The 12,829-nt window shown below is 58.7% G+C and carries 13 protein-coding genes; 2 read left to right on the top strand and 11 right to left on the bottom strand.

Annotation, left to right across the window (positions count from 1 at the left end):
- Positions 1 to 1,686 carry a hypothetical protein gene (locus tag ATY02_RS36100; RefSeq protein WP_228022296.1) on the top strand — a complete coding sequence of 562 codons (1,686 nt, stop codon included), beginning with the start codon at positions 1 to 3 and terminating at the stop codon, positions 1,684 to 1,686.
- A gap of 276 nt (positions 1,687 to 1,962) precedes the next feature.
- Here the strand turns inward: ATY02_RS36100 and ATY02_RS16080 are convergent, their stop codons facing one another.
- Positions 1,963 to 2,286, bottom strand: coding sequence for a hypothetical protein (locus tag ATY02_RS16080; RefSeq protein WP_068576948.1), 324 nt, complete (start codon positions 2,284 to 2,286; stop codon positions 1,963 to 1,965).
- Positions 2,287 to 2,995: 709 nt separating this feature from the next.
- Between ATY02_RS16080 and ATY02_RS16075 the strand changes: the two genes are divergently transcribed.
- Positions 2,996 to 4,042 carry a hypothetical protein gene (locus ATY02_RS16075; RefSeq protein ID WP_141698214.1) on the top strand — a complete coding sequence of 349 codons (1,047 nt, stop codon included), beginning with the start codon at positions 2,996 to 2,998 and terminating at the stop codon, positions 4,040 to 4,042.
- A gap of 538 nt (positions 4,043 to 4,580) precedes the next feature.
- Here the strand turns inward: ATY02_RS16075 and gspD are convergent.
- The 10 genes from gspD to gspF are packed head-to-tail and all read right to left on the bottom strand — an operon-like array spanning position 4,581 to position 12,827.
- A complete protein-coding gene (gspD, locus tag ATY02_RS16070) occupies positions 4,581 to 6,821 on the bottom strand; it encodes a type II secretion system secretin GspD (RefSeq protein ID WP_068576950.1) in 2,241 nt (746 codons plus the stop codon).
- Entirely contained in the window at positions 6,818 to 7,354 is a 537-nt protein-coding gene (locus ATY02_RS16065) for a DNA utilization family protein (RefSeq protein ID WP_068576952.1), read from the bottom strand. The genes gspD and ATY02_RS16065 overlap by 4 nt, the downstream gene beginning before the upstream one ends.
- Positions 7,351 to 7,950, bottom strand: a complete 600-nt coding sequence (gene gspM, locus ATY02_RS16060; protein WP_068576953.1) for a type II secretion system protein GspM — start codon at positions 7,948 to 7,950, stop codon at positions 7,351 to 7,353. The genes ATY02_RS16065 and gspM overlap by 4 nt, the downstream gene beginning before the upstream one ends.
- Positions 7,925 to 9,022: a PilN domain-containing protein gene (locus tag ATY02_RS16055; protein ID WP_083236073.1), complete on the bottom strand. Its 1,098-nt coding sequence runs from the start codon at positions 9,020 to 9,022 to the stop codon at positions 7,925 to 7,927. The genes gspM and ATY02_RS16055 overlap by 26 nt, the downstream gene beginning before the upstream one ends.
- A complete protein-coding gene (locus ATY02_RS16050; protein ID WP_068576956.1) occupies positions 9,019 to 9,732 on the bottom strand; it encodes a type II secretion system protein GspK in 714 nt (237 codons plus the stop codon). Before ATY02_RS16050 ends, ATY02_RS16055 begins: the two co-directional genes overlap by 4 nt.
- Complete coding sequence (locus ATY02_RS16045; protein WP_068576957.1) at positions 9,729 to 10,340, bottom strand: prepilin-type N-terminal cleavage/methylation domain-containing protein; 612 nt, start codon at positions 10,338 to 10,340, stop codon at positions 9,729 to 9,731. The genes ATY02_RS16050 and ATY02_RS16045 overlap by 4 nt, the downstream gene beginning before the upstream one ends.
- On the bottom strand, positions 10,337 to 10,717 hold the full coding sequence (locus ATY02_RS16040) for a type II secretion system protein (protein WP_068576959.1): 381 nt from the start codon (positions 10,715 to 10,717) through the stop codon (positions 10,337 to 10,339). Before ATY02_RS16040 ends, ATY02_RS16045 begins: the two co-directional genes overlap by 4 nt.
- On the bottom strand, positions 10,714 to 11,178 hold the full coding sequence (locus tag ATY02_RS16035) for a GspH/FimT family protein (protein ID WP_068576962.1): 465 nt from the start codon (positions 11,176 to 11,178) through the stop codon (positions 10,714 to 10,716). The genes ATY02_RS16040 and ATY02_RS16035 overlap by 4 nt, the downstream gene beginning before the upstream one ends.
- A 2-nt stretch (positions 11,179 to 11,180) precedes the next feature.
- Entirely contained in the window at positions 11,181 to 11,603 is a 423-nt protein-coding gene (gene gspG / locus ATY02_RS16030; protein WP_068576964.1) for a type II secretion system major pseudopilin GspG, read from the bottom strand.
- 12 nt (positions 11,604 to 11,615) lie between these two features.
- Complete coding sequence (gene gspF / locus ATY02_RS16025; RefSeq protein ID WP_068576966.1) at positions 11,616 to 12,827, bottom strand: type II secretion system inner membrane protein GspF; 1,212 nt, start codon at positions 12,825 to 12,827, stop codon at positions 11,616 to 11,618.
- Between the last annotated feature and the right edge of the window lie 2 nt (positions 12,828 to 12,829).

The following is a 12,829-nucleotide window of genomic DNA, read 5'->3' as shown; positions in this document are numbered from 1 at the left end:
TTGCACGAACGATTCCGCCGCGCTGGCCAGCGCGCGGTCGATATAGGCCCCGAGCTCCGACATCTTGATCGAGTTAGGCAGGGGAATCGAGACAATGCCAGGGAAGGGGATCGCTGCGGCGGTCAACGAGGTGTCGGCGATCGTCAGGGTGTACTTGCCATCCAGTTGCAGGCTGACGCCGTTGTCCTGCGTGCTGAACGACACGCTGATTTTGAATGTCGATTTGAGCAAGGTCTTGAAGGCGAAATCTACCAACTTACCGCAGCCGGAACTGCCTTGTTCGGACAGCTTTTGCAGTGTCTTGATGAAGTCTATCGCCTGGGTCAGGTAGTCGAAGCTTGGCCAGTTGGTGACCTGGAAACCACCATCCTTGCTGTAGCGCACACCCAGCGAGACATTTTTCGGCAGAAACGGCGAGTAATCGGACAGAGAGGTGAGCGTGCCGTCGATCTGCATGTTGCCCTTGCTGTTCTTGCTGGTCATCACGCTGACATCGACGCCGAACGATGCCTGCATGAACCACAAGCTGCCAGCAAACCCCATCGACTGCTTGCCCGAGACCGTGGAGATGGCGAGTGCCGGGCCACCAGTGGCGCTGGTCGCCTTCGGCGCGGCAATGGTCAGGATGTAGATGTCGATGGGATTGCCCAGGGCGATGGAAGCGGTGACACCGTCCTTGGCGATCTGGATGTTGCCAACCACCTCGAAGGTGGTGACCAGCGTCAGGTCAAACAGCGCCTGGATATTGAAACCCGGTTGGTAGGCGATGCTGCTGGCCGGAGGCGCGGCAGGCAATGTGCCCGGCGCGATGGGGCAGGCGAACGTATCCAGGCTCAATGGCTGGCTGGCGGCCGTCTTGCAGTAGTAGAGCTGGCTGCCGGCCTTGAACACGATGTTGACCAGCGAACTGGGCCACACCGCTTCACCGATGCATTGGTTGAACACATCACCGATCGAGAGGGTCTTGTCGACTTTGACACTGGCCACCTGAGGGGTGGTGTTCTGCAGGTAGATGTATCCGGTGAGCTGGGCCGACCCCACCTTGACGGTGCCTTGTACCTGAAAGTTCTTCTGTGCGCTGGGGCCACCATAGCGAGCGAAGACGCCGAACATCAGGTTGCTGAACGATATGCCGGTCATGGCCCCACCGAACAATGTGGGGATGCTGGCGTCAGGCGTAGCCGACTGCAGGCAGGCGGCGAAGGTCTTGTTTACATCGTCGGAAACCAGCGCACCGCTAAAGGCATAGTTGTTGTCGAACACCGAGACGCTGAGGTTGCCGATGACGCTCAGTTGCCTGGCCGTGGTGAACTGATAGTTGATTTTGATGTTCTCAAAACCGAACAGGCCAAACAGCTTGATATTGGGAAGCGCCGCTGTGTAGAACGCTTGCTTGACTGCGGTGCCAGCCGCGCTGCCGCTGGCAAGTACGGCGGACAAGGAGAGCGTGTCACCGGCGCCTGCCGAGGTGTCGTAACCGATCTGCACCAGGCTGCCGAACAGTTCTATGTCCTTGAGGCTGACCGTCAGCCAGAACCCGCAGGTGTTATCCATGGTCAGCGTGGTTTTCGCCACGCTCGTGGGAACCGGCGTTTGTGGAAAAATGCTGAACAGATTCGTGCCGCTGGGCGGCGTACCGCTGCCGAAATGGCTGAAGGTGAAGAAGCCTGCATCCTGTACCAGTAAGCGGCCGGTGGGCAGTTGCGTATTGAAGGCGTTGTTGATCAGCTCAAGAACATCCATCCCGCCAGAACTAGCGGAGGCCAGGTCCGCGTAGATCAGGCTGTATTGGCGTGACAAGTCCAGTTGGCACTTGCTCTGGGTGGCGAACTTGCCACCGAAAATCTCTGACCAAGCAAAATGTGCCGATACGCGGATATCCATGGGCGAGCGGCCCTCCCGCAGGCGAGGTACGAAGTAGTGGGGCAATGACTCTTGCCCCTCCACGTAGGCGAGCGTGATTCAGCTGAAGGTGTGGGTCTTGGAATTGTAGGTACCTTCCGAGACGACCACGTTCAGGTCTTTGACCACATCGCTGCCGATCGCGCCCGAGATCACGTCCATCGGTGGCGACACGGCGACGTACACCTGATTGGTCGTGCCCACGGCGACTTCCAGCAGGGTTTCCGGGTCCGGCGTCTTGCCGCCAGCTTCGGGAGCCTGGGAAACGACGCTGAACAGGAACGGTGCTGCCGCTGTAGGGGCGGAACTGGGGATGGCGAGCGAGGCAGTGTAGGTTTTGTTATCGATGTTGAAGACTGCGTTTACGACAGCGCTGATGGCCATTATGAGAACTCCATTCTGCATTGACTGGCGATTACGATGGGTGCCCAGCTTTCTGGTACCCGACGGTGACGCAAGATCACTGTAGTAGGCATGGTTAATAGCAAATAGCCATGCGACAAACGGTCATTACTGAGGCGCTCAACACCCACTTTTATCTGGCAGGGAGGAAAGCTGAACCAGCCCAGAGATGCGGTCCGGGCTGCGTATTACGAGGAGTGATCCGGGCTGGCTCAATATCCATTGAGCCTAGGCCAGAGTTAAGTCTGAGATAAAATTTACATCAGCGTCTCGCCCTCAGCCAGATGATGTGAGTGCATACAGTAGCTCCGACCCCGTGGGAGCCACCAGACTCAGCAATACGATAGAGAGTTCATAACGCTTCAGCACTGACTTTTCGTTGATTTCGATACATAATGCTCCCAATTTTCGGGGTGTTGATCGCTTGTAGTTTAGTAGAGAGCAGCTATGGATAGTGTGCCACCAGAAGAATACTCAGACGACAATCTCCTCTACTGTAGGGTTGATACGTTCCGTGCAAGCAAAGATTATTTGCAAGGAGGTCTATGCATAAGATTTATAGGGGCATAAAATCCGCAAGCAAAAAAATATAAATAAAGAAGACGGCATTGAAACTTTCATTATAGATGTCGATTTATGGAAGTTTGCGGAGATACTTCATCAGCTGCCGCCGAATAGGGATACTCGAGATTTGATATACGCCTTAGAAGACATTCCGGAGCAGACCAATCAATGGTATGCACTGCATATCAAACCGAGACCTCATGAGCTTAACTACCTCTACTCGACCTTTTCAGAAGAGCGCCCAAAGTTTTTCGAAATAAAATCTATTGATAAAATTAATGATCCAGAGTTGACTGCTCGGACGCCCAGTCAATCGATTTCCTTCATAAGGGAGTCTTTGATTTCATCTGGGAGCTGGGTCGCAGATGGTGCGAAGTCTGCTGTGCTGAGCCTAAATTTAGCACGTGAATATTTTGGTGGTGACTTTGTATTAGAGTCATTTCATGTAGGGCAGGGAATGTGCTCCATAGTTCACAATGGCTTGTGGGGAATGCTCTTAGATTTGGGGGCTGGTAAGCCGGTAGTTCGGCCAAAATATCCTACATTGGCTAATGATCTGCACGACGCCACAAAAAATTTGAAGAGCCTAAGCTTACTGATTTCCCACTTTGACTCGGATCATTGGAGAATTCTTGCGTGGGATAAGTATCTTAGAGGAAAAATAGAGAAAATCTACGTACCCTCCGGAGATCAGCCACCAGTATTCAATGATAAGAATATCAAGAATAAAATTGTACAGACAGATGATGTTTTTATAAAACTTGCTGCAGACACTTCACTTCGGATTTACCGAAGCTCCCCCAGTAAGCTTGACAGTAATGGGCAGTGTTTAGTTACAACTTTTTATAGAGGGGGCAAGCTTGCCTTGGCTCCTGGTGACTACGCCTATGAACGGTTCGCAACAGATGCCAATACTGGTATCAAGGAGCTGCTCGATGAAACCTACAGCGCGGTGATTGTTCCCCATCATGGCGACTTAGCAAGCTCGAGATCTGTTGTTAATTGCGTGCCTGGCTCGCCCGCTTTTTTTCCGCAGGGACGCACCAAGGATATAACCACCCAACACCACAATCTGTCGATGAGCACAAAATTAAAAAATTCGGCGTTATCGAGAAAAGAACAGAAGAAAATATCGTACGTAAATTACTGCTGTGATAGTAGGTTGGATAGATAATATAAAAATTCATAGCCTTACCGACGTAATGGCTTTGGGGCATTCAGGAGCACTAAAGATTTATGGGTAACCGCTTTGGTTGTCAGTTTTTCTCCATGAAGGTCATCTACGTATTGAAGCAGCTGTTTAATGGTTGAACGTTTGGCGAGAAGGTCTCTATCGAGGAAAGCAGAGCATGTGCTGGAGCTAAATAGCTTTCCGATAAACTGAGGGTGGCTCCCGACCAACTGGTAGCACTCACAGGTTTGCCGAATCAGTGGCTTAGGCACGGTATGAACAACCATGACATGACCTTCAACTTATAAGGGCAATATCACAGATTCATAAGTCAACCGGCCCTTTAGTCTCAGGGGGCTGCAGGGTTACTTGTATAGAGTATGCTCATGAAGCAGCGCTACTAACGCGCCTTTGTGGGATATCACCAGATGTGGGCATCCCACCCAAAGGTGCTCAATCCACCGTCAAACGCAGCTGCGCGTGGTTTTTATGAAGATCGTCCTGGACAGTCGCTGCACAGGCTTTTCAGCGTCCTGATCTTTCAAAGTTTTTGCAGTGGCTGGATAAGCTGGAAGCGCTGGCGATACTCATCCGTCACCTGGCGCGCCTCGCTGTTGCCGGTGATCACTCGTGGGGTGATGAGCACGATCAGTTCCGACCGGTCGTCATTGCGGGTGGTTGTGCCGAACAGCCACTTCAGGCCTGGCACCTTGCCCAGGTACGGTACGCTGCGATTGGCCTCTACCTGGTTTTGCTTGATCAGGCCTCCCAGCAGGACAGTCTGGCCGCTTTGCACGGCGACTTGAGTAGACACCGCGCGGGTCGAGATGGTGGGGTTGGCCGGTGGTGTCGCCGTCGTGCCGGTTCCGCCGCTGGCGGTCGGCGTGGCGTCGCTGACCTGCTGCTGAATGTCCATGTACACCAAGCCGCCGGGGTTGATGCGTGGCACCACATTGAGGATCACCCCGGTCTGTACGTATTGCACGGAGCTGGTCTGGATGGCACCGACCCCGGTATTGATGGTGGTCTGGCTGATGGGGATGTTGTTGCCCACCTGGATCCGCGCTTGCTGGTTGTTCATCACCACCAGCGATGGCGCCGAGAGCACCTTGGTGTTGCCGCTGGTTTCCAGCGCTCGCAAGGCCACCTGGAAGTTGTTGCTGACAAAAGAGTAGAACAGCGAAGCCGATTTCACCTCGACGCCGCCTCCGCCCAACGCACCCTGGCTACCCGAGGTGTTCTGCACGCCAGGAGTGGTCGAGTTGCCCGCCAGGTTCCCCAGGTACCATTGCACGCCTTGCTCCAGAGAACCGGTCAGGCTGACTTCGAGAATGCGTGTTTCGATCTGCACCTGCAGGGGGGGATTGTCCAGGCGTTGTATCGCCGACTCGATTTCAGCCCATTGTGCCGGCCGGCTGCGCACCAACAACTGGTTGCTGCTTTTCTGGGCCGTGATGCGCACCGAATTGTCGAATGTTTCGTTGCTCGTGGCGTTTTCGGCCTGCGCCTGATCCTCGCTGCTGGCCTCGAACTCTTCTTCCGGCTGTGCCGCGTTGGTGCCTTCAGCGTTGCCGTTACCACCGATCCCATTGATGCCCGATGGCAGGCCTGAAACATTGCCGCTGCTGTCGCTGCCAGTACCGTAACCATTGCTCGAGAGGGTGACCGTACGCAGGCCGGGCGCTACCTGGGCGGCCGGCTCATCGGTGATTTTTGCATTGCCGTAGATCTGCCGCAGGTACTTGGCAAGGTCAGTGGCCTTCATGTTGCGCACGTCGTACACATACATTTGCGGTTCATTGCCGCCGCCTTGGTCAATGGCTTCGATCCAGCGTCCGACATCACTGAGGTACTGCGGCTGAGAAGAGATCACCACGATGGAGTTGGTACGTTCGATCGGCAGGAAACGCAACATCCCGGCCAGGGGTGTCGTGCTTTGCGCTCCGAACAAATGCTCAAGCTCAGGCATCAACTTGCTGACGTTGGCGTGCTTGAGCCCGAAGACGCTGACGGACATGCCCTTGAGCCAATTGACATCGAAGGTGTCGATGGTCTGCTGATAGTTGTTCAGCTCATCGGGAGTGCCCGCCATGATCAGCAGGTTGCGGGCGGCATCGACCTGCACGAAGGCATTTTCCCGGGCCATGGGCTGCAAGAGCTTTTGCATTTGCGGTGCGGAAATATAGTTGAGCAGAAAGAACCGGGCCGTCATCCCGCTGCCGGGTTGTGGCAATGCCAGCTGCGGCGCGAGCCGGCCGGCGATCGCCGTGTTCGCCGGCAGCACAACGTAACTGCCGTTCTGCCGGATGATGGCGTTCCTGGTCAGCGCCAACAGGGTTTCCAGGATCGAGAAAGCCTGGTTCTTGTCGACGGGCCTGGAGGTCGAGAAGGTGACGTCGCCCGCCACACCCGGGGCGATGCTGTAGTTCTCCTTCAGCACATCACCCAGGATGGTGTTGGCCACGGCCTGGATCGAAACATTGGCGAAGTTGAAGGTGACGCCTGGCTCTTGCGATGCCGTCGCGGCTTGGGGCAGCGCTGACGGTTTTTTATTGATGAAGTGCTGGTTGCCCTGGACAACCCGGGTCGTGGTCGGCGGTGTGATGATCGCCATTGGCGATGCTTTTGGCGCCGGGATCGGCAGCGGTGCGCGATCAGTACCGGTGCCGGACAAGGCTTCCTTGATCAGCTTGTCGTCCCGGGCGCTGTCGGTGGCGGGTGTTGTACAACCACAGAGCGCTATCGCGCCAGCCAAGCCAGTGTAGATGAATCGTTTTCTCACAGATCGCTGTCCTTGGAAGTGTCAGGCAAAGAGGGGAGAGACGGTGTGTTCTGCGGCACTTTCAATAGCAGCAGCTTCAGCGTTTGGGTGTTGGCGCCCTGGGTCAACGTGACGTGTGTCGGTTCGATCCGCTCGACTCGCCAGCCATTGGGCAGTTGTTGCTGTTCGAGGGCTGCCAGCTGTTGCCCGTCGCTGGTCTTGAAAAAGGCCTTGCGCAGGGCTCCGGAAGCGATGACGCCGGTCAGGCTCAGGCCGTTGAGCGACGATGGCGCCTTGTCGGTGGCTGGGGAGGGTGGCGGGTCAGGCTGCCTATGGGCGTTGAACAGTGGCTTTTTCCAGGTGTATTCATACGCCGACAGCGCCACGGGCATGGGCCCGGCAGTGACGGCCGATTTCACCGGGGCTGCCGATGAATCGAGTGCAGGTAGCCACTGAACCTTGGTTCCAACGCCGTTGAGCAAGGTCAGGAGTAACCCCAAGAGGCCCAGTACGGCTGCACTCAGCCAACGAAGCGAGGGCGACAAGCGCGTCATGGCGTCGCTCCTTTTGGCGTTGGGTTTTGCAGGTATGCGCTGATCAGCAGTTGTGCGGCCAGGCGATTTGAGCTGGCAAGCTGGCCCCGGCTTTTCTCGATCCGGAAGGACTCGATGAACAGCGAGACCTTGCCGTTTTCCAGGCGATGCAGCAGACCGGCCAGAGGCTCGATGGCGCATTCGAGGTTGATCCGCACACTGACTTGCCGATAGGGCCCTTGCTGGGTGACCGGCACCGGGGTTCGATTGGTCAGCGTGCAGCCATCGCCCACCGTGGCGAATACCTGCAAATCGGCAGCGATCAACTGCATCAGTTGTGCGGTGGCCGCGCCCATGTCGGAATCGGCCAGCAGGTTTTCATTGCCCACGGATGAGCGCCTGACCTGGGCCAGCGAGTGCTCCAGTGCAGGACGCTGGCTGGACAATGCCACGTAGCGTTGCTGGTTGTGGCGTAGCAGCGCCATCTCATCGGCAATGGCCAACAAAGGCTGGCTGAACCAAACATGCAAGGTCAGAAAGTACCCCCCGACCAGGCTCAAAGCGGCCAGGGCCAGGGCCAGGACGCGCTGGCTAGCGGGGGTTGGTCGCAGGCGCATGGCTGGCCTCCGCTTTGCGTAGGGTGGCGAGCATGCTGAAGCGGTCCTGACCGGTGACGGGGTCTGGCTGGATGACGCCCTGGAAATTGATGCCTTCCAGGCTACGGCAGGCTTTCATGGCGCTGATCAGGGCGCTGGCCTGGCTGCTTTGGCCGATCAGGCTGACCTGGCCGTCCGGGTTGATGTTCAGGGACTCCAGGGTGGTATTGAGCGGGATGCATTGGCTCAATTCATTGAGCAGCGCCGCCATTGAGGTGGTTTGTGCCCGCCGTTCCACGACATAGCGTTGAGCATCGAAGGTGTCGTCGATCTGCTGATTGAGCGCCTGGACCTGTTGCGTTTGTTGTTGCAGGGTCTTGACCTGCTGCCGCATGTCTTCAAGGGCCTGCTGGCGGTTGTGCAACCAGAGTTGCAGGCAGGCCAGCGCCAGGGCCAGGGCGACCAGCGCGAGGGCCGGAGCTGGCCGCATCAGCGAGCGGCGTATGCGGGCCCGGCGATGGGGTGCCAGCAAGTCGACGTGCAAACGTGTGCCGTGCTCATCCAGCACATCAACCGCCATGATCGAATGACCGGCCTGTTGCGCCTGATCGAGCAGTGCATCCAGCCGTTCACGGCTGACCACGGCCAGGCGAATGCGGATCAGCGAGTCGTGGGCAGAGGGCAGGCGGACACAGTCGAAATAAACCTGGCTGGCCTTGAATGGGGTGTATTTGTCCATCTCGAACGACAGCATCGAGGTGAGGTCCTGGGCCACCGCCGCCGGCAGCGACACTTCATGGAGCAAACGCTGGTGCGGCAACAGGACCAGGATCGGTGTACCCGATGTCGATGGGGAGGTGGCCGGTTGCAGTTGCCCAACGTCCCCGGTCCAGAAACGCTCGTCCCGTGAAAACAGCAACGGCTGTTTTTTCTCGGGGTTGATCCTGGCTCGCCAGGAGGCGGGCAGGCAGGCCAGGAGTTCTGCCCGCCACCAAGCAAGGAATCCAGGCAGCGGCGACCCTCGCCAGCGCAGCAGTAGCCAGCGGATCAGGGGCTGTAGCCGGTCAGCCAGGGGCTGGATCAGCAGATTCATTCTTTCCAGCGCAGCACCCGATACGGTCGTTGACCGCTTCCTTGTGGTGAGAGAAAAACCACGGCCTCCAGAGAGGCCGAAACCTGATTCTCCAGCGTCGCCAGGACTCGCACGTTGACCACCGACTCAGGGCCCCGCTGGAGCGCGACCTTTGACCGTGACAGTTTGAGCAAGGCCAGCAGTTCGGGGCTGGCCACATCCACATCCGGTACCGTAAGGCCGGACCATAACGTGAGGTGCGGTAGCAAGCGCTCATACAGGCGTGCCTCCATGCCCGGTAACTGCTGCAACTGTTCGAGTGCTTTAAGGGGGCCGATACTGCGCTGTTGGCCCAGGCTTTCACTCCATTGCCGAGCCTGTTCGGCGGTTGCCCCGAGGCCATGGGCCAGGCGTGCGAAGCTGTCCAGCGCGGCAAAATTCAAATCCAGTTTGCCGCGCTCGCTGCTGACTTTAAGGCTCAGCGTGGCCTGTTCGAAGGGCAATGAGTACACACGCCCGTCAGCCACCGTGCGCGCCGGATAGGCAAACAACCCTTCGACCGCCAACGCCAGGCCCGCTTGTGCGGCCAGCAGGGCGCGGCTGTGTTGCAGCGCAAAAGCGCTCTGGCGGTTTTCCAGGCGCAGTATCTCGACCAGGCTGCCCATCATCAGTCCCAGCAGGGCGATGGCCCACAAGACCATGATCAATGCGGCGCCGCGCTGGCGACTCATGGGGTCACCTCGGAATCCAGGCGCAACGCCACGATTTGCGTGGGCCACAGGCCGGCTCCGCGGGTATCGACGTCGATACGCACGGCCTGGGGCAGACGGTCCGGCCAGGGCCAGCGCTCCAGCCAGGCGGTCGGCTGGTGGTTGGGGTCCAGGCCTCTGTAGCTCAAGCGCAGATCCTGAGCCTCCTGCACCAGGATCTGGGGATTGCCCCAGGGATGCAGCCCATCCGTGCGGTCCTGGCTGAAACTGATTTGCAAGCGACTGACACCAGCCGGGCCGGCCACCACTTCTAGGGTATGCACCTGGACGCCAGCAGCGAGTTGTGCGGGCATCGGAGAAACGAAACGCATGCGTTGTCGCTCTCCTTCGAACACCTGTTCTTGATCCGCCGCGTGGCCAAAATCTTCGGCCAGCGCCTGCTGGAGTGCACTGCGCAGAAAGTTCTGCGCGGTCCTCACTTGGGTCAGGCGATCGGTGTGTTTTTCGCTGAGCAGCAGCAAGTGATTACCGGAGCCCAGGGCGGAGCCGACCAACACCATCAGCAAGCCGAGGAAGCTCAGGGCGAGCAGCACTTCCAGCAGCGTAAACCCGCGCTGGCCTTGCCTCATGGCAGGCCCCCCGCAGGACGCTTGATGGCCTTGAGCGTGACAAAGCGTTCCTGCCGGCTGCCCTTGACCAGCATGAGTTCTAGCTGGTCAAGGACAATGGCCCCCTCACCCCTAAGTGGGGTGGCGCTCAGGCGCCATTGGACACCGTCGCGAGTCCCTTCCAGGTGGGCGCCGCTGCCCAGGCCTTCTCCATACTCGGCCATCAGCGAAGTGGCCATCAGCGCCATTCGGGTTGTCTGACCATCCCGCGCCAGTGCCTGGGTGGCGTAACCCAGGGTGTTGAGTACGACTGCAAACCCAATGCTCAGGACGACAATCGCCGCGAGTAATTCGACCAGGGTAAAGCCACGCTGCTGGCGGGGAGGTAAAGGCGTCATGGCTGTTGCCCACCCCGCCAGTCGACCCGTCCGGTGAGCCAGTCGATATCAATGCGCGTCGCTTGGCTGCCGCGCGCCAGATACAGGTGCCCGCCAGTCGAGCCGCCGTTGGGGTAGAAGGTGATCAGCCCGACTGCCCCTCCATCGCTATCGGCAGTGGCCGCCGTCGTCAGGCGCAGGGTCATGCCGTCCGGCAAGTGGCGCGGTGTCTTACCGGGCATCTGATAGCTGTTGCGCAGCACATCCAGGCGCAGGGAGGCCGGTTGTCCAGCGCTGATGGCTTGGCTTCGTACCTGGCGTAACGCCAGGCTCAGATCACGTTTGACCTGACGCTCCTGGGCACTCTTGAGCCCCTGGGAGATACCCGAGGCCAACAGGCCGAAACCCACGGCAACCAGGAGCAGCACCACCAGCATTTCCAGAAGGGTGAAGCCCTGTTGAGCCGGCCGGATGGCAGGCATGGCTATTCCCAACTGCCCAGGTCCTTGTTGTAGCCGTCGCCGCCGGGCTGGCCATCCTGACCGTAAAAAATCAGGTCAAACGAACCGTGCTGGCCGGGTGTGCGATAGCCGAATGCATGGCCGAACGGGTCCTTCAGATCACTGGCCTTGGCGTACGGACCGTTCCAACTGGACGCATTGGCGGGGCGGGCAAGCAGCGCATCGAGGGTGGGCGGCGGTGACCCGGCGTCCAGCGCATAGCTTTCGATTTTCATCGACAGGCTGGCCAGTTGCGCCTTGCCGGCACCGTACTTGCCCTTGTCGACATTGCCACCGACCTGGCGAACGACGATGGTCGCGACAATGCCGAGCAAGACAATGACCGCCAGCATCTCCAGCAAGGTGAAGCCGCGTTGGCGCTTGGGCAGTGAACGAGTGGTTTTCATTAACGTCTCCGGTCAAAGGTTACTGGTCAGGCTCATCAGCGGCAGCATGATGGCCAGCATGATCACCGCCACCAACGCCGCCATGACCACGGTCAGGCTGGGGACCAGCGCGGCCAACAATCGGTCGATGCTGCGCTTGGCCTCTTCATCGAAAATGCTCGCCACTTTCAACAACATGCCATCGAGTGTCCCGGACTCTTCACCCACTTCGATCATCTGGATCGCGAGGTCAGGCAACCGTTGTTCCGCCTCCAATGCCGTCGACAGCCGCTGGCCGTCCTTGACCTTGACCGTGGCGTTTGCCACGGCGGCGTTCATCGCCAGGTTATTGGCGACTTGCCGGCTGATGTCCAGGGCATTGATCAGGGGTACGCCTTGGGCCAGCAAGGTGCCCAGGGTCCGGGCGAACCGTGCGGTTTCCAGGCGTTTCAACAAGCCGCCGGCCAGGGGTGACCGCAGCAGGTATCGATGCCATTTCAAGCGGTTCCCGGGCCGGCCCATGTAGCTCAGCGCTGTCCAAGCCAGCCCGAGAAGCAGCGCCAATGCATGCAGGCCATAGCTGGAAATAAACTGCCCGAGGTCGAGGATCAGCTGGGTCAGCAGCGGAACAGGCACACCCAGGCCGTCGAAAATCGGCACGAACTGTGGGACCACATAGGCCAGCAGCAACACCAGCGAGCCGAGCACTCCTACCACCAGGAAGGCCGGGTAAATCAAGGCGTTGATGACTTCGGTGCGAATGGCCTGCGTCCGCTCCAGGTAGCTCGCCAGTTGCCCGAGGCTTTGATCCAGCACCCCGGCGGCTTCGCCGGCGTGAACCAGGCTCAAGTACAGCGGGGTAAAGGACGGCTGTTCGACGGCCATGGCTGCTGACAGCGTCTGCCCGGCCTTGACCCGGTCGCGAATGCGCTCGATCAATTGCCGAGCCGCGGGTTTGCCGGGTTGCCGAATCAGGATACCCAGCGCCCGTTCCAGCGGCTGATCAGCCCCGAGCAACGTCGCGAGCTGCTGGGTAAAACGGCTGAGCTCCTCGCGACTGAAAGGGGAGGAGCGCAACCAGGAGGGGCGAGACAAGCCCGTAGCGCCGCTGGCACGCTGTACCCGCAGGACCAGCAGGCCACGCTCTTGTAACTGGCTCGCGGCGGCCTGCGGGTCGCTGGCCTCAAGATGGCCGTTCACGGTGTTGTGGTCGGCATCCAGTGCCTTGTATTGATACTGTTCCATGA

Source organism: Pseudomonas sp. BIOMIG1BAC (assembly GCF_001705995.2).
Classification (GTDB): domain Bacteria; phylum Pseudomonadota; class Gammaproteobacteria; order Pseudomonadales; family Pseudomonadaceae; genus Aquipseudomonas; species Aquipseudomonas sessilinigenes.
This window is presented reverse-complemented; position numbering and strand designations above follow the sequence as displayed.